Origin of the sequence: Luteolibacter algae, assembly GCF_042683045.1 — a bacterium.
Taxonomy (GTDB): Bacteria; Verrucomicrobiota; Verrucomicrobiia; order Verrucomicrobiales; family Akkermansiaceae; genus Luteolibacter; species Luteolibacter algae.
The window spans coordinates 716,216-733,442 of sequence record NZ_JBHUIT010000002.1 but is presented as its reverse complement, the minus strand read 5'-3'; the positions used below and the strand labels follow the sequence as shown (position 1 = coordinate 733,442).

The following is a 17,227-nucleotide window of genomic DNA, read 5'->3' as shown; positions in this document are numbered from 1 at the left end:
TTGACCTTTCCAGGCATAACGCTTATTCCATCGCGCCAGTCCATGTCCCTTTCCGCATACGCTACTCCTTCACCCGCACTTCAAAAGGAAGTGTCCCGCCGCCGCTCATTCGCGATTATTTCCCACCCGGATGCCGGAAAGACGACCCTCACGGAAAAATTCCTCCTCTATGGTGGCGCACTGAACCTGGCGGGATCGGTAACTGCTAGAAAAAACCAACGTTCCACCACTTCCGACTGGATGGAACTGGAAAAGCAGCGTGGAATCTCCGTTTCCTCCACCGTCCTTCAGTTCGAATACAAGGACTGCGTGGTCAACATTCTCGATACCCCGGGGCACAAAGACTTCTCGGAAGATACTTACCGGGTGCTCACTGCCGTGGACGCGGCAGTCATGGTCGTGGATGCCGGTAAGGGCATCGAGGCCCAAACCCGGAAGCTTTTCGAGGTCTGCCGCCGCCGCGGAGTGCCGATTTTCACGTTCATGAACAAGCTGGATCGGCCCGCACGGCCTACGCTTGATCTCTTGGACGAATTGGAGTCCGTGCTCGGAATCGCCGCATTTCCGGTCAATTGGCCACTGGGCGACGGGCCCCGCTTCAAAGGCGTTTACGACAGAGAAAACAAGAAAGTTCATCTTTTCGAAAGGACTGTCCACGGCTCATTCCGCGCCCCGGTGAACGTCTCCGGTATTGAGGATGAAAGCGTTAAAAACACCGTCGATGAAATCACCTACAGCCAGGTCTGCGATGAGCTGGAGCTACTCGAAGGCGCGGGTGCCGATTTCGATGTGGAAGAGGTGCTGGCTGGAAGACTGACTCCGGTTTTCTTTGGATCCGCGGCGAACAACTTCGGCGTGCAGTTGCTTCTGGATCGGTTTCTAGAGCTTTCCCCACCACCGATTCCACGCGAGAGCGAGCAGCATCCGGTCCACCCGGCTTCCAAGGAATTCTCCGCGTTCGTGTTCAAAATCCAGGCAAACATGAACCCGAAGCACCGCGATCGGATCGCTTTCATCCGCATTGTCTCGGGTCAGTTCGAGCGGGATATGAATGTCTTCAACACCCGCACCGGTGACAATGTCCGCCTGGCAAACTCACAGCGGCTTTTTGCCCGTGACCGGGAGACCGTGGACGACGCCTTTGCGGGAGACGTTGTCGGGCTCGTCGGAAATTACGATCTACTGATCGGCGATACCCTGGCTTCGTCTCCGGAAGTAAAATTCGATGAGATCCCCCGCTTCCCGCCGGAATGTTTCTCTTATCTCACCAACAAAAGCACGGCGAAATACAAACGTTTCCGGGATGGTCTCCAGCAGCTTCTGAAGGAAGGCGTGGCTTCCGAGTTTCAACTTCTTGATTCCAGCGGCCCCTCCTCCAGCGTCCTGCTCGGCGCCGTTGGCCCGCTTCAGTTCGAGGTCCTCCAGCATCGCCTCCAGGGAGAATATGCGGCGGAGACCCGTATCGAATCCGCGGATTGGTCGATCGCCCGCTGGCTGAAACCCAAGGAAGGTGACCCGCAAGCACCCGATGCACGCCCCGCCCTCTCCCTTGGGACTGCGCTTGCAAGAGACTCGAACAATTGGCTGGTGGCGCTATTTCCAAGTGACTGGGCGATGAAGACTTTCTCCGAGAAAAACGAGGATTGGATCATTTCAGAGCAGCCATTTGCTCCGATATAGTCGGATGATGCGCTTCAGCCTCGGTTAGACCTCCACGCGGTAGCGCATGATCTTTGGATCCACTTTTTGGCTCCAGGCATCAATCCCACCGGTGAGTCCAAAGGCATTGGCGATCTTGTGCCCGCGAAACCATGCGACCTGATCGAGCACGTATTTCCCGGTATGATCATATAGCACAACCAGGCCACCCGGCTTCGCTGTGAAAATTTTATCCTGAAGTGCGGGATTGAAGAATTCCGCTCCGGGAATTCTTACCGCTTCGAACTCCTCCCGCGTGCGGATATCCACCCAATGGATTTCTTCACCGCCATCGATCCGCGCCTTCACCGCCTCCGGCTCCATCAGCATGGTCAGATCATGTTCATGGCTGGCCAGAAGATGGGCCAATACCTCTGGAGCGTCTAGTTCAGCCCGCTCACACAGTTTTGCCAGGCTTTCCCCATCATCGAAGGCACAGCTCTGGCAGCCACCTAAATGATACTTCGCAAACAAGGCCCGCCGTGCTCCCGGCATTGCTGCCATCACCTCTCCCATCGTTGTTTCCACATCCATATTCTTTATTTAAAATTGCGCTACTATCGCTTTTCGATGGCCACGATCGTTACATCATCCATCTGGGGACCTTCTCCGGTAAAGTCGTTCACCGCCTCCAATATCCGGGCAACCACAGCTTCCGCCCCAAGTGCCGCGATCCCGCGGAACACTTCTGCCAACCGCTCCATGCCGAATTCCTCATCATTCTGATTTATTGCTTCTTTGACCCCATCGGTAAAAAACAGCACGCAATCGCCCGATTCCAGCTTCACGGTTTCGTCACGCATCACGCGCTCGAAAACATCACCTCCGTCTATGCCGAGAGCCAGGCCTTTTGGGCGCAGAACCTCCACTTCATTGCTGGCTTTTCTGAAGACCAACGCCGGATCATGCCCTGCTCTGGCGAAGGTCAACGTCCCGGTTTCGGGATCGAGCACTCCATAGATCAGGCTGATGAACATATCCTCCCGGATATCCGGAAAAAGGAAACGATTCACCGCTGCCAGCACCATGGAAGGCGAGGCATTCGTAAGGGAGACCGCCCTTAACAAACTGCGGCACATGGCCATCAAGAGCCCCGCAGGAACTCCCTTTCCAGATACATCCGCGACAACCACGCCAAGCTTGCCCTCGCCCAGCTCAATATAATCGTAGTAATCCCCGCTAATGATTTTTGCCGGTAGGTTCGTCCCATTCACCCGGAAGCCACGCACGACCGGATCCTCTTGAGGCAGGAGAACCCGCTGAACCTCCCGCGCATTTCTCAGCTCCCCCTCGATCGCTTTCTTCTCATTCGCGTCGCGATGCACCCTGGCGTTACCTATCGCAAAGGCCGACTGCTCGGCGACAGAACGGAATACCGCAAAGTCATTCTTGGAAAATCTCCCGTCCTCATGCTTTCGCGTCACCACCAGGACCCCGAGGTTCTTTCCCGCATACCGCAGTGGCGAGAGCATCGCTGAAACCTGATCGGTATATTCGCTATCATGACCGTGGAACTTCGGGTGCTCGGACAGATTTTCCACATGCAGTGCCTCCGCCATGGCTGCTCCAAATCCGATCAGCCCCTCATTCGCGGCCACCCTGGCCAGCCGTTGATGACTATCCAAAGCACGGGGATCCGTTTCCGCTTTCTCCCAAACCTCGTCCGGCACACCAATCAAAGGCGGGCATTCATCGGAAACGTATGCAGGAATGAGTTGCTCGCTATCCGAGGAGAAATAGTAAACCGCACCACCGCGTGCGCCCACCACCTTCAGCACTCCCTCCACAATCATGCGTGAAAGCGCACCGTCTGTGGGCTCGCTCCCGATCGCCGATCCCAGATCGTGAAGAAAGGTAAACATCCTTTCCTCCTCGTGTTCCATTTGAAGGAACTCATGGCGGATACGTTTTGCCTTTCTGCGCTGCCGGAGAAGAGCTTTCAACAGAACGGCCGCCATCAGAGTAGACGCGCCTATCAACCACAGAGTGGATTCATCCATGATCAATCTCAGCGGGCCTTCCCGGATTTTTCCTCCAGCTCGTCACCCAGCATCTTTACCACCGCGGAGAATTTCTTCTTATTGCCATCATTGGCATCAGCCAGGATTTCATGAGCCTCCAGCACGTGGCGGGTGTGTAAAACGGTTCCTGCTTTCATACCTGCTATTTTCGGTTTCAGCAGATCCTGTGCCTGTTCCGCCACATCATGCCACACCGAGTTCCCGGGATTAATCTCCATCAGGAAATCCAGTCCCAGATCCTCCAGCGAGTGACAGCTTTTCTCGCCGGCATTCGCCACTTGCAACGCACCATTTTTCTCCGCGATTCTGGTAGCCAGCCCAGCCATGGTCCCCATGAAAGTCGAGTCCATGCCAGTGCACGCCTCAAGATCGATCACCAGACAGCTTTCACCGCTTTTGATCCTCGATTCACCGAACTCCTTCATTGCCGGACTGTTCAGGAAGGAGCCTTTACCCTCGCAGCGAATCCAGCTGAAGCCTTCAAATTTACCTACTTTTATTGGACTATCGTTAGACACGAAATGAATGCCGATGTTCAACGGCGATTACTTGAAATCTATGCTCCTATTCTGATGCGGTCAACCTCTTACGGAAATTCGGCCAATTCCCTCCCGCAAACAACAAAGCCGCACTCGAACAAACTTCCCGCACCGCCCAATACCCTTTAGATTGAGCGGTAGTTCACACCATGAAGTCACGTTTTCTCATACTGGTTCCGATCATTCTCCTCGCGATTTTTCTGATCCCGCTCACCCTGCTGCGGAATGAGGTCCGCTCGAAGCTGCCGGCAGACCAGCCCGCCCCCGGAAGCCCGGTGGAAGCCATGGCTGTGGCTAAGGAAACCCGCCAGCAAGACGGGTCTCCCGGATACACTTTTGCCGAAGCCTCTCCTGACGGGATCGGGAAAATATTCATGGGCCGGGAAATTTCCCAGGTGATGGGTCATCCGGGAATCGGGTGGCTTGAGCGCAGCGAGCGGGAGAAAGAAGAAGCTCCGTCCAATGCCATCGCGCTTCTGGACCTCTCTCCTGAAACCGTCATCGCGGATATCGGCGCGGGCTCCGGTTACTATAGTTTCCGCATCGCGCCGAAAGTCCCCTTGGGAAAAGTGATCGCCGTGGACATCCAGCAGGAAATGCTTACACACCTCAGCGCCGGGGCAGCCAGACTGGCACTCCCGAATGTCGAGCCTCATTTGGGAGCCGTAGATTCCATAAAGCTCCCTCCCGGGACCCTGGACGCAGCACTACTTGTCGATTCCTACCACGAATTTTCCCACCCTGCGGAAATGCTAGCTTCACTCCATACCGCGCTTAAAAGCGGCGGCACAGTATATCTTCTGGAATACCGGGCGGAAGATCCGGCCGTCCCCATCAAGCACCTGCACAAGATGACGGAAGCACAGGCCAGAAAGGAATTCCAGGCACTGGGGTTCGAGTTCGTCGAGAACATTGATTCCCTACCATGGCAGCATTTACTCGTTTTCAGAAAACCTTGAGACCGCAGTCGCTTTCTTCCTTGTAGTTTCAACTTCGAAAATTGAAGTTCCCGACATGCCCGGTCTTATCATCGCCCCTCGCGCCAGAATCTTCCACGGCCACGAATGGGTCTACGCCTCTGAAATAAAAAAATCCTTCGGCAATCCGGAGCCCGGAGATGTCATCACGCTCAAGGATTTCCGGGATCGCCCCCTCGGCACGGCCATCTATAATCCACAATCCCAAATCGTGGCCCGCCGCTTCTCGCGCAGACGCCAGGACCTGAATCTGGATTTTTTCATCCGCCGTATCGGCCAAGCCATCGAGCTACGCAAAAGTTTCGAAGGACTCGATATCAATCTTTGCCGCATCGTCTGGTCTGAATCGGACGGTATTCCGGGGCTGATTGTGGATCGCTACGGAGACCACCTTGCCGTGCAGACGCTCACCCTTGCGATGGATTTGCGTAAGGACCTTATCTGCCAGGCACTCATCGAGCTACTCGCTCCAGAGTCCATCACACTCCGCAATGATTCACCTTCCCGCAAGGCGGAGGGAATGGAACAAACCATCGAACTACTTCACGGCAGTAACCCCGGCGCATTCACGGTGGAGGCCAATGGCCTGAGCTACGAGATCGACCTGATCGATGGGCAGAAAACCGGCTTGTATCTCGATCAGCTGCAAGCCCACACAGAAGTCGCGAAAATGTCCAAAGGACTCCGCGTTCTGGATTGCTTCACAAACCAGGGCGGCTTCGCCCTCGCCTGCGCGAAAGCGGGCGCTGCAAAAGTCACCGCTGTCGATATCTCAGCATCCGCCTGCACATCCGCCCGCAGGAATGCGGAACTCAACGGCCTGGAGGTCGAGGTGATCGAAGCAAATGTTTTCGATTTTCTCAAAACCGCCAAAGCGGAATACGACCTTATCATCCTGGATCCACCATCGTTTACAAAAAATAAGAAAACTCTGATGGATGCGATGCGCGGCTATAAGGAAATTCATCTGCGCGCACTCAAGCTACTGGAAAAAGGAGGACTCCTCTCCACATTCTGTTGCTCGCATCACGCTTCGAGGGAGCTTTTCCTGAGTAATATCGCAGATGCTTCCGTCGATGCCAAAAAGTCACTCCGCCTGGTAGCCGAGCACCATCAACGGGCCGACCACCCGGTGCTTATCACCATTCCTGAGACCTCCTACCTGAAAGGCTTCACCTCACAACTGATCGCCACCAGATAAGCGTTTCACAAAATCCCCACCGACCGCATTTTCTCCCATGGACTACACGCAACTCATCGCCAAACGTAAGGACCGCTTCGCCGAACTTGAGGAAGCTGTGGGCGATCCCAAGCTTTTCAACGATCCCAAACGAGCTACGGAAATCCTCCGCGAGCACCGCAAGCTTCAGCAAACGCTTGAGCTATGGGATACATTGAAATCGACCGAAACCCAGCTTTTCGAAAACCAGGAACTCGCCAAATCCGATGATCCTGAAATGGCTGAAATGGCGGCGATGGAAATTCCCGAGCTCGAAACATCTCTGATCAAACTCCGGGAAGACATGCAATACGCGCTCCTTCCCGCCGATCCGAATGAAGATCGCGATGCCCTGGTGGAAATCCGCGCCGGTGCGGGCGGGGATGAAGCATCGCTTTTTGCCGGAGAAATGCTGCGTCTCTATCAGCGCTACGCAGATGCGAAAGGCTGGAAAACCGAGCATCTCGAAAGCTCTCCATCCGAAGTCGGCGGATTCAAGGAAGTGATCCTGAAAGTCACAGGTGATGAGGTTTTCCGCCATCTGAAATACGAGTCAGGCGTGCATCGCGTGCAGCGTGTGCCGGCCACAGAGACCCAGGGCCGCATCCATACCTCAACCATCACGGTCGCAGTCCTCCCCGAAGCGGAGGAGATCGATATCGAGATGAAGCAATCGGACCTTCGCATCGAGGTCTGCCGCTCTGGCGGTGCAGGTGGCCAGCACGTCAATACCACCGATTCCGCAGTCCAGATTTTCCACCTTCCCACCGGTCTTTACGTCCGCTGCGAGCACGGCCGTTCCCAGACGAAAAACAAGGAAATGGCTCTTCAGATCATGCGCTCACGTCTCTATGAGCGGAAGCTTCAGGAGCAGCAATCCGCGTATTCCGAGAACCGTCGTTCCTTGATCGGTTCCGGGGATCGCTCGGAGAAGATCCGGACCTATAACTTCCCTCAGAGCCGCGTTACCGATCATCGTATTGGCTACACCTCGCACAATCTCTCAGCCATCATGGAAGGCGACCTGGGAGAGCTCACGGCGGAGCTTATGAAATCAGAAATGGCGGAACGCCTGGCGGAAGCTGGAATGTGATGAAGCCCCTATGAATAGGCGGAAACGGCGACTCACTCGTCCACGGTTTCATCCCGTTGGTAAATCGGTAGCTGCCGGTAGGGCACGGTAAAGGCGAGTGTCATGATCGCCGTGCCATAGATCGGCCCGGCATCGCGGGAATCCCAGGAACCATCGCCAGCCTGCTTTTGAAGATAGGTTTCATACATCCATTCCGCGTATTCAGACCAGTAGCGCCCACCGAGTTGGAACATTCCCTGGGCATTATAGTAATTCCCATAGAACTCATGCTGGGTGCCGGGAAGCGTGCGGAACGTGCTCATGACGAATTGGGCGGCTTTGAAAGACTCCGCAGAATTATGCTCGCCACATAGCTCCAGGCAAAGGAGTCCCATGCCCGTAAGGGTTTTTCCGTTTCGTGTCGTATCCGTATAGCCGAAACTTCCCGAATCTTTGTTCTGATGCCGTTTCAGGTAATTCAAAGCTGCCAGGATGGACTCATCGGGAACTGCCGCTCCGTTCAGCTTCGCCGATCTAAGTGCCATCAACGCCCAGCCCGAGCAGGAAGTATCGCTGTCCCTGGAATTCGGATGATAACGCCAGCCGCCGCGGTTGTTCTCATCCTTTTTGACGGCTTGGGCCTCAAGGATCAACTTGAGAGCACGCGGCAAAACATCATCGATACGTTCCTGCCTCAGCGGATCCACCTGGCCACTGGCCTCCGACAGAAACAATGTGGCGATATTATGGGCATACATCGGCCCACTACCCGCATGGCCCTTGTGGAGCACCCCGTCCGGCTTCTGGTTTGCCAGAATAAAATCCAGACAACGGTTGATCGTGGCTCCATAGGTGGGATCGGTCGGTAAATGCCCTTTGGAGAGAAAAGCCATCCCGACAAGCGCGGGAATTCCTGTGGAATCACCAAAGTTCGAGGGAAACGATCCGTCTTCTTTCTGGGAACACGCCAGGTAATCCAGAGCGGACTCGATCGCCGGATCCACCTGTCTTTTCCACTCCGTGAAAATCGGATCCATCTCTCCGGCATGAGAAATGGGGCAAATCAGAAATAGGCAGGCAGCAAGGAAACATTTCATCCCGGAAATCATTTTTTAGACATGGATTCAAAATAGTCCCTCACCAGCGCCCTGTATTCCGCCGGCACTCCATCAACTCCCCCACCACTACGGTCGGAGGACAGGGTTGCACGGATTTTCACCCAATCATCGGAAGAAATGCCGAGCCTTTCCATTTGTGGAGGAATTCCGGGACTGGCGGTTTCTTCTCTGCTTCCCATGCCTCCCGGAATTGCGCCGGGAGTATCCCGCAGTGCATCCTGCGCTTCCCTCGCATATCCGGAGCTTGCCCGGCCACTCATTTCAGCCCGTGCATCCTCAGCCGCCCGGGTAAGACTCCCGGCTGCTTGTGCCGCGGCTTCTGCAGCCATGGCCTGCTGCTGGTTTGCCGCTGCCTGAGCAGCCTGCTCCGCAGCTTTCGCCATTTCCTCCGGTGAAAGTGGTGCCTGCTGTGGGTTCTCCCCACGGGCAGCCGCTTTCTGAGAGGCATCCGCTAAATTCCGGGCGGCTTTTTCCAAATTTTTGACCGTCTCGCGCAAATGTTGGCTGGCCTGCCCGTGGCGTGCCGAGGCCATTTTCTGGTTGTCACCCTCAGCTAGTTTTGAAGCTTCTCCGGCCAATCTGGCACCTTGCCCGGAATTTTTGATCGCCTTCATCATCTCCCCGGACGAGTCCATCATCGGGACAGAGTCCAAAGCCGCGGCTAGCTCCTCCGTTTTCACTGCCTGCATGGATTGGACAGCCTTCAATGCCTCGCCAGGATCACCGCCGGCCATCTCCTCCAGGACCTTGGCAACTGCTGCCTGCCGCTCTGCAAGAAACTCCAGCTCCGCCTTCCGGACTTGGGCACCAAGGAAACCGACTTCCGCATTTTCCCGATCGATTTCAGCGCTGGCTGCGGCAGTCCCGGCCAAGACACGCTTCGCTTCCATGGCATATTCCAAGGCAGCCGGGGAATCCTGCTCCGCTATTTGCTGCAGGGTCCCATCAGCCGCCGCGGCCGCCAGAGGCAGGGTATCGGCAATACTGGAGGAGCGTTGCAAGGCTTTGTCCAACTGCATGCGGACTTCATCAAAAATGTGCTTTTGCTCCGCCACGAGCACAGCCTGCAAAAAATCAGCCAGAGGCTCTGCTGCTTTTTCATTGCCCGATTCCGCTGCGGCCTGATCCTTCAGGATCGCTTGATAGTCGGCAAGAGCCCCTGCCTTTTTCATCAAATCGGTGGCTCTCTCAGCCTGTTCCGATAGTGCTTCCGCCAGAGCTTCGGGGCGGTTCTTCATCTGTATGGCAAGTTGTTGCTCCAGCTTTTTTTGCTGCTCACGCCACTCCGCCAGCTGTTCTTCGGACAACGGCAGTCTCAAGCTTTCCTCCGCTTGGCGAGCAAGTTCCTCTTGTGCTTGGGCCATCTCCTGGACTTTTGCCAGATCCTCGATCCGCTGTTGATCCCGGTTTATCTCATCCCGTATCTGCTCAAGATCCCGGACCGCCGCCTCGGCAGTTTCGCGTGCCTGTTGCATCGCCTTTCTTCGGTTTTCTTGAGACTTACGCACGGCGTTTTCCGCGGTAAAAGCTGCGTTGTACAATTTATCGGCGGCCGATTCCACCTTCTCCGCCTTTTTGGCATGAATTGATTCCACCATTCTCTCCGCAAGCTCCAGCAAGCTTTCATTGGTGTCTATCAAAGTCTTCTTCGCATGTGCCAACCGCTGCGCTTCCGCCTGACTCAATTCGGCTTTTTCGACTGCCTTTTCCAAGGAAGTCAGCTGATTTTTTGCCTCCCGCGCAGCACGCAAGGCCTCCTCAATCTGTCTTCGGGCACCCTCATGCTCAATCCGCAGCTCCTGCCGGGCGAGCGATTCCGCACGGTTATCGAAATTCAATGAAATCCATCGTGATTCATCGCTTCCCGGCCCTCTGGATACTTCAAACGGACGGTTATCCCTCACGATCAAACGTAACCTCACGGATTTCACTCCCGGAAAAATCTCCAAAATATCCGCCACTGTCACCACGCTCTCACCGTCGAACCTCCCGGGCTGACTTCCCGCGCGGTGCCTGGGCAGCTCCCTGGGCAAACTCATCCGCCGGTCCCCTCCGGCATCGATTTCCATTTGCAGCTTCGCGACGCCGAAATCTTCAACCACATCGTATTTCAGCTCCACCCGCTGATCATACTTCACCGTTACCACCTCGGGACTTGGGGTATGGAGATCAATCACGGGCTCCCTGTCCTCGATTACGGCCACAGGGAACTTCATCAGCTCCAGTCCCTTCCCCAGACGATGCCCGGCCATTACGACTGCAGTGCCTGAGATGTCCCGCCCGGCTTCCCAGGAAAACTTTATCCGTGTGCCCGTGGCGGTCGTTTCCAGATCCCCTTCCGCCACGGATTTCCCTCCGATCATCAGTCGAGCGGATTCCAAATGCGAGCTGGACACCCCGGACCAGGTAACCCGTGTCCCCTCCAGAACATTCACACCATCACCCAGCGGACCTGTAAATCTTGGCAAACCCGTGTAGCTGCGGAAATCATACACCACCTGGGGATTCGAGATCTCCGGTATCGGGACAACGGAGACCTGATAAACATCGCTCTGGGACTTACCGGAACGGGCATAGTAACGGAAAGACTCCCGGACAGGATCCAGCACGTAGTGAAACTCCCCTTTGCTTCCGCGCAGAGTCTGTGGAAATGCTTTTTTACCCTTGGGCTGGATCCATAATTCCACGTCGTTCTCCACCCCGGCATGCCGGATATTGATTTCCACCGCACGGCCTTCCAGGAGCTCGATTTCGCCGGGCTCGATTAGAAAATCCCCCGCTCCGGCATTACCCGTTTCAGAGAATGGCATCACGACACGGAGCAACAGTCTTCCTGATTGCCTGGGCCACGCCAATATGAGCAAAAGCATCAGGCCGCCCGAAACGATGGCAGGTCCAAGCCATTTCCGGGAGGTGCCAGCGGACTTGATTTCCCCGCTCGCACTGAGGCCGGCAGCATCTTGCCGGGCCGCGACGTCGAGCGCTTCAATCAGCCCGGCGGAATGTGAATGCTCCCGCTTCGACAGCTCGATTGCGGTGCTGATCCTTTCTTCCATCTCGGGGTGTCGCACCTCGATCCAGCGGGCTATCTGGACCAGGCTGATCTTACGAAACAAGGGGCTGAAGCCCTTCTTCAGCGCCCAAAAAAGGCTCGCCAGCCAGCACCCAAACAAAACTCCCCGCACCAGCTTCCCAAGCGGCGCAAAAAGATAATCAACGGCCATAATCGCCAATAATCCTCCGGCTAAAACCGTCGCCAGAACCAATGCCCCGCGCACCAACTGCACCCGGCGGATCCCTCTCCGTAATTCGGTCAGTTTAGCTTCGATTTCTTTGGCGGCACCCATCAGGTCTAGTTAAACGGAAATTTACCACATGTCTTATCATTTTCGCAGCTTAACATTCGGGGCTTTTCCTCGACTCTCATTCAGATGAACATCTCCGCAGCTTCCAATGCCTGAGAACTTCTATCAACAAACCACGGAAACACCACCCACTCCCTTCGATGTTTCCCTGCGTCCACCCGCTTTTTCAGAATTTATCGGACAAGAAAAGGTAAAAGACCGCGTCCTGTTGATGCTGGAAGCGGCGAAGCGGCGTGGCGATGTCCTGGACCATGTCCTCCTCTCCGGCCCTCCGGGCCTGGGAAAAACCACTCTCGCAAATCTTATCGCCAGTGCCGCAGGGACCCAGATGCACACCACTTCCGGTCCGCAGATCGAAAAGGCAGGCGATCTTGCCGGCATTCTCACGAACATTCAAAAAGGAGACATCCTTTTTATCGATGAAATCCATCGCCTCCATCCGGCGATTGAGGAATATCTCTATCCGGCGATGGAGGATTACCGCCTGGATATCATCATCGATTCCGGCCCCTCAGCACGCTCGATCCAAATCAATCTACCTCGCTTCTCTCTCGTCGGAGCAACCACCCGCTCGGGTATGCTCACCGCGCCTCTCCGCTCCCGCTTCGGCCTCATCAACCGGCTCGATTATTACACCCGCGAAGAACTTGCAGACATCATCGAACGCTCAGCCGGCCTCCTGGATGTCGAAATTCATCGTCCCGGTGCCTTAGAAGTAGCCGCTCGCTCGCGGGGCACCCCGCGCGTCGCGAACGCATTGCTCCGCTGGGTTCGTGATTTCGCCCAAGTCCGCGGCGCGGGTATTATTGACCAGGAGAACGCCGCCTCAGCACTCGCCATGATCGAGATCGATTCCGACGGCCTCGATGAAATGGACAAGCGTTTGCTGGAGGCCATGATCTACAAGTTCAATGGCGGCCCTGTCGGCTTGAACTCCTTGGCAGTTGCCGTTGGCGAAGATGCCGCTACGTTGGAGGAAGTCCACGAACCGTTCCTGATCATGCAAGGCTTTGTCCAGCGCACCCCGCGCGGCCGAATCGCACTTCCCGCAGCCTATAAAAAAATCGGAGCCCCGGCTCCACCCTTGAAACAGGAAGACTCCCAGCCGAAACTCTTTTAAGCAATGTCCCAAAACCTTCATCAAGAAACCCTCACTCGCTGCAGCGATCTGGGCCTCCGCCGCACCAAGGCACTCAAGGAACTCATCTCCACACTGATCGAGGCCAATCGACCTATGACCCTCGCCGAGCTGGCCGCCTCCGAGCGACTGTCCGACCAATGCGACAAAGCCACGGTCTACCGGCTGCTCCAGCGCTTGACGGAGCACGGCATCCTGCGTCGCCTGGGTCTGCATGAGCGGGCAGCCTATTTCACGCTTTTACAGCCAGGAAAGCACAGTGACTACCTGATCTGCACAGAATGTGGTAAAATCGATGCCGTCAGCGCACCCTGCCCCGTTCACGAACTGGAAGATGAGATTCGTGAAAAAACCGGCTACAAAGGCCTGTATCATGAGCTTGAGTTTTTCGGGACCTGCCCCGCCTGCGCTTGAGCGGTCACTTCACATTCATTTTCCCACTCTATGAAACCAACCCTCCTATCTTTATTCATCGCATCAGCGTTCATCGGCTCGGCATCGGCCCATGAATATGACTTTAAAAAAGATTTCCCCACGATGCCGGAAGGCCTTGAGCACATTGGTGATTCGCACGGCGAAATCGATGTCGATTCCAATGGCTTGATCTACGTTTCCGTTGCCGGCGGTAAAAAACATGGCATCCAGATCTACACCGCCGATGGCAAGTATCTGAGAAATCTTCCAAACTCTCGCAACAATCACCACGGCTTCACCATCGTCCGGGAAGATGGCAAGGATTTCATCTACGCTTCCTGCCTGGGAGATTCCAAGACTGCCGCTCTGAAACTCACCACCACGGGGGAAATCGTCATGGAGATTCCCCTTTCCGCGCTCCCGGCGGAGGAAGGAGCCAAAGGCAAGGACGGCAAAACCAAATTCGCGCTCACCCATATCGATGTTGCCCCCAACGGGGACATCTACATCATCGATGGCTACTCTTCAGACAAGATCTTCATCTTTGACAAAGCTGGAAATTATAAAAGACGCATCGGCGGAAAGATGAAGCCATGGAAATTTGCCAACGCCCACAAATTCGCCATCGATCCACGTTTTGAGCCAGCCCGCCTGCTGGTATGCGATCGCGTCAATGGGCGCTTGGTCCACCTTTCACTCGATGGGGAAGTCATCGGTGATTTTGCCACGAATCTCCGCCGTCCCAGTGCGGTTGACTTCCATGGAGATCTCGTCTGTGTCGCTGAAATCGCCGGCCGCGTGACAGTCCTCGACAAAGAGGGTGAAATCGTCAGCGAGCTTGGCAAAAACGATGATAAGAAACTCATCAACACCAATAGAACCGCTCCCGAAAAATGGGAAGAAGGCCTGACAACCGCGCCACACGGAATCTCCTTTGATACAAATGGTGATGTGATCACCACCGAGTGGAATAAGTGGGGACGCATCCTTCGCTGGGACGTGAAAAAATAATTTTCTTCCCGACCAAAGCTACTTTCTTCCACCTCCTCCGCAGCCAATCAAAAGCACGCGGGGGAGGTTTTTCTATGCCATTCCAGAGGCAGGCAGAGATTCCACCAATGGCCGTAATCGGCGCCTCAAACGACTACTGCGCTCAGGGAAAAAATTCCGTCTGAGAGCCTCTTACTTGCTCGGCTCGGTCGAAAAATCGCCACCGAGTGCGAGATATAGATCAAAGCGATTTTGCAGGCGCTGATTACGGAGCCTGATAATAGCGGCACGCGCATTGTTCGCCCGGCGTTGGGCTTCCAGAACCGAGAGAATATTCGGATTGATCCCCTCCGCGTAATCGCGCTCCGCCTGCTTTTCGGCAAGGCTTGCCTGAGCAACCTCCGAGCGTAGAAATTTTTCTTGTTTCGCAAGGGAGCGGTCAGCCGCCAATGTCGCCTCCACCTCACGGAAAGCGACCAAAGCAAGCTGGGCATAGTCGTTGACCTGTCGATCATTGCGGGCCAGCGCACCGCGCGCTTGAGCCTCTAGAGCACCACCATCGAAAATCACCTGGTCCACGCGGGCCGCGATCGTGCTGATGAGAAAATCAACATTCAACAAATCTCCAAAACGTGCCCCGGTATTGCCGCTGGAGCCAGTAAGGGAGAAATTCGGAAGAAGGTTTTTGCGGGCTGCGTCAGCACGTTTCGCAGACGCAAACAGGCGTGCGCGCGCCGCGGACAGATCAGCCCTACGCTCCACCAGATCGGCCGGGATTCCGGCAGGAATCGAGCGGGGAAGATTCGGTAAATCACTGGCTGCACGGGATGTTCCTGTGGGATATTTCCCTTCCAGCACCTCCAGAGTGCGTGCCGCATCGCCGCGATCCAGCTGACGGGCCTCCAGCGAACGCTGTGCGGATGAGACGTTGGTGCGGGCAAACTGGATATCCAGCGCACCTTCACCGGTGGCGCGGTAGTTCCGCTCGATAATCCGCAGATTTTTCTGGAAAGATTCCAAGGTGAAACGTGCCAGATCTACCTCCTGCTCAGCCGAAACCAAATTGGTATATGCTTTTGCCGCATTGCTGGCAATCGACAGTCGAGCCCCGCGGAAATCCTCGATTGCGGCTCGCTCATCTGCCTCTGCCGCCGCGGTCAGATCCCGCAAACGCCCCCACAGATCCGGCTCCCAGGATGCGGCGAGATTGAGCCCATAGCTCTGGCTGCGGCTGTCCGCAGAACTGTCACTCAAATTTCCCCGTCCACTGGTATTGATCTGCGGCAGCTGGTTGGCACGGGCGATGATCGTGGTTTCCTTTGCCTCACGCAAACGGGCGGCGGCGGCTTTGAGAGAGCGGTTATGCTGCAGCGCGTTGTTCACGCTGCGCTTCAAGCCGGGATCATCAAAGTTCGAAAGCCAGCCGGTCGAGATTTTTCCTTCGTTGCCTTTGGACGCCTCCGACCAGCTGCCAGGCGTGCGGATCGCCAGATCGTCCACCGGTGATTGCAGAGAGCAACCGGACAAAGCCAGAAGCGCAACTCCGAGAGCGATGGACTGGCGTGTGATCACAGTCTTGCGAGGATGGCATCTCCCATTTCCGCGGTGCCGACTTTTTGCTCCCCGGCCTTACCGGTCGCAATATCGCCGGTGCGAAAACCGTCGGCAATCGCTTTTGCCACTGCAGCTTCCACAGCATCCGCAGCCTCGGTTTTCCCAAGGGAAAAACGAAGTAACATCCCGAGGGAAAGGATCTGCGCAATCGGGTTGGCAATACCTTGTCCGGCGATGTCCGGAGCGGAACCACCGGATGGCTCATAGAGACCGAAGTAGAGCCCATCGTCCTTCTGCTGCCCCAGGGAAGCGGATGGGAGCATGCCCAATGAACCTGAAATCATCGCCATTTCATCGGAGAGAATATCACCGAAAAGGTTTTCGGTAACCAGCACATCGAAGGATCCCGGACGACGGATGAGCTGCATTGCCGCATTATCCACATACATATGGGAGAGCTCGACCTCTGGAAACTCTTTGGCGATCTCGATCACTGTCTCACGCCACAATACGGAAGAGGCGAGCACGTTGGCCTTATCCACGGACAGCAGTTGCTTCTTACGTCCCATGGCTGCGGTGAAAGCGATTCGCGCGATACGCTCGATCTCACTTTTCTTATAAATCATTGTGTCGAGCGCAACAGGCTCGCCATTTTCCTCATGCCTGCCTTTTGGTGAGCCGAAGTAGACCCCACCGGTAAGCTCGCGAACGCAGAGCACATCAAAACCATCGGCGATGAGTTCTTGTTTTACGGGCGAAGCATCGGTCAGGGCTGGAAGGCAAACTCCGGGCCGGAGATTGGCAAACAAGCCGAAGTGTTTGCGCAGGGGAAGCAAGGCTCCACGCTCTGGCTGTATTTCCGGAGGCAGGCTCTCCCATTTCGGGCCGCCTACGGATCCGAATAAAATTGCGTCCGCGGCCTCACTGGCAGCCACAGTTTCTGGTGGCAATGGGTGGCCTGTGGCATCAATCGCCGCGCCCCCCACTAGATGCTCCGAACGCTCGACTTTAAAATCAAACTTCTTCTCCACCGCATCAAGCACGCGCAGCGCCTGCTCCATCACTTCCGGGCCAATCCCATCGCCCGATAAAATCGTTATTTTCGACATAAAACTAGAAATT

The 17,227-nt window shown here is 55.6% G+C and carries 14 protein-coding genes; 7 read left to right on the top strand and 7 right to left on the bottom strand.

The window, feature by feature from the left end; translation table 11 throughout:
• Positions 1-42: 42 nt before the first annotated feature.
• Positions 43-1,680 (top strand): peptide chain release factor 3, encoded by a 1,638-nt coding sequence (locus tag ACFSSA_RS04330; protein ID WP_386818654.1) that lies wholly within the window; start codon positions 43-45, stop codon positions 1,678-1,680.
• 24 nt (positions 1,681-1,704) lie between these two features.
• Here the strand turns inward: ACFSSA_RS04330 and ACFSSA_RS04325 are convergent, their stop codons facing one another.
• From ACFSSA_RS04325 to ACFSSA_RS04315, 3 genes are read right to left on the bottom strand one after another with little or no spacing between them, the layout of a single operon-like run.
• Positions 1,705-2,232, bottom strand: a complete 528-nt coding sequence (locus ACFSSA_RS04325; RefSeq protein WP_386818652.1) for a rhodanese-like domain-containing protein — start codon at positions 2,230-2,232, stop codon at positions 1,705-1,707.
• A 23-nt stretch (positions 2,233-2,255) separates the two neighbouring features.
• Positions 2,256-3,698 carry a PP2C family protein-serine/threonine phosphatase gene (locus ACFSSA_RS04320; RefSeq protein ID WP_386818650.1) on the bottom strand — a complete coding sequence of 481 codons (1,443 nt, stop codon included), beginning with the start codon at positions 3,696-3,698 and terminating at the stop codon, positions 2,256-2,258.
• Between the two features lie 8 nt (positions 3,699-3,706).
• Complete coding sequence (locus ACFSSA_RS04315) at positions 3,707-4,237, bottom strand: STAS domain-containing protein (protein WP_386818648.1); 531 nt, start codon at positions 4,235-4,237, stop codon at positions 3,707-3,709.
• Positions 4,238-4,407: 170 nt separating this feature from the next.
• Here ACFSSA_RS04315 and ACFSSA_RS04310 point away from each other — a divergent pair, with 170 nt between their 5' ends.
• The 3 genes from ACFSSA_RS04310 to prfA are packed head-to-tail and all read left to right on the top strand — an operon-like array spanning position 4,408 to position 7,547.
• Positions 4,408-5,217 carry a class I SAM-dependent methyltransferase gene (locus ACFSSA_RS04310; protein ID WP_386818646.1) on the top strand — a complete coding sequence of 270 codons (810 nt, stop codon included), beginning with the start codon at positions 4,408-4,410 and terminating at the stop codon, positions 5,215-5,217.
• Positions 5,218-5,272: 55 nt separating this feature from the next.
• Positions 5,273-6,436 (top strand): class I SAM-dependent rRNA methyltransferase, encoded by a 1,164-nt coding sequence (locus tag ACFSSA_RS04305; protein ID WP_386818644.1) that lies wholly within the window; start codon positions 5,273-5,275, stop codon positions 6,434-6,436.
• A 37-nt stretch (positions 6,437-6,473) separates the two neighbouring features.
• Positions 6,474-7,547 carry a peptide chain release factor 1 gene (prfA, locus tag ACFSSA_RS04300; RefSeq protein WP_386818642.1) on the top strand — a complete coding sequence of 358 codons (1,074 nt, stop codon included), beginning with the start codon at positions 6,474-6,476 and terminating at the stop codon, positions 7,545-7,547.
• Between the two features lie 32 nt (positions 7,548-7,579).
• Here prfA and ACFSSA_RS04295 read toward each other — a convergent pair whose 3' ends face one another.
• Both ACFSSA_RS04295 and ACFSSA_RS04290 read right to left on the bottom strand, forming a co-directional pair.
• Positions 7,580-8,563, bottom strand: a complete 984-nt coding sequence (locus tag ACFSSA_RS04295; protein WP_386818640.1) for a prenyltransferase/squalene oxidase repeat-containing protein — start codon at positions 8,561-8,563, stop codon at positions 7,580-7,582.
• A 68-nt stretch (positions 8,564-8,631) separates the two neighbouring features.
• Complete coding sequence (locus ACFSSA_RS04290; RefSeq protein ID WP_386818638.1) at positions 8,632-11,991, bottom strand: hypothetical protein; 3,360 nt, start codon at positions 11,989-11,991, stop codon at positions 8,632-8,634.
• 106 nt (positions 11,992-12,097) lie between these two features.
• Here ACFSSA_RS04290 and ruvB point away from each other — a divergent pair, with 106 nt between their 5' ends.
• From ruvB to ACFSSA_RS04275, 3 genes are read left to right on the top strand one after another with little or no spacing between them, the layout of a single operon-like run.
• A complete protein-coding gene (ruvB, locus tag ACFSSA_RS04285; protein WP_386818636.1) occupies positions 12,098-13,129 on the top strand; it encodes a Holliday junction branch migration DNA helicase RuvB in 1,032 nt (343 codons plus the stop codon).
• A 3-nt stretch (positions 13,130-13,132) separates the two neighbouring features.
• Positions 13,133-13,561: a Fur family transcriptional regulator gene (locus ACFSSA_RS04280; RefSeq protein ID WP_386818634.1), complete on the top strand. Its 429-nt coding sequence runs from the start codon at positions 13,133-13,135 to the stop codon at positions 13,559-13,561.
• A 30-nt stretch (positions 13,562-13,591) separates the two neighbouring features.
• On the top strand, positions 13,592-14,572 hold the full coding sequence (locus ACFSSA_RS04275) for a 6-bladed beta-propeller (RefSeq protein ID WP_386818633.1): 981 nt from the start codon (positions 13,592-13,594) through the stop codon (positions 14,570-14,572).
• 171 nt (positions 14,573-14,743) lie between these two features.
• Here the strand turns inward: ACFSSA_RS04275 and ACFSSA_RS04270 are convergent, their stop codons facing one another.
• Complete coding sequence (locus ACFSSA_RS04270; RefSeq protein ID WP_386818631.1) at positions 14,744-16,123, bottom strand: efflux transporter outer membrane subunit; 1,380 nt, start codon at positions 16,121-16,123, stop codon at positions 14,744-14,746.
• Positions 16,120-17,214 (bottom strand): 3-isopropylmalate dehydrogenase, encoded by a 1,095-nt coding sequence (gene leuB, locus ACFSSA_RS04265; RefSeq protein WP_386818630.1) that lies wholly within the window; start codon positions 17,212-17,214, stop codon positions 16,120-16,122. Before leuB ends, ACFSSA_RS04270 begins: the two co-directional genes overlap by 4 nt.
• Positions 17,215-17,227 lie beyond the last annotated feature (13 nt).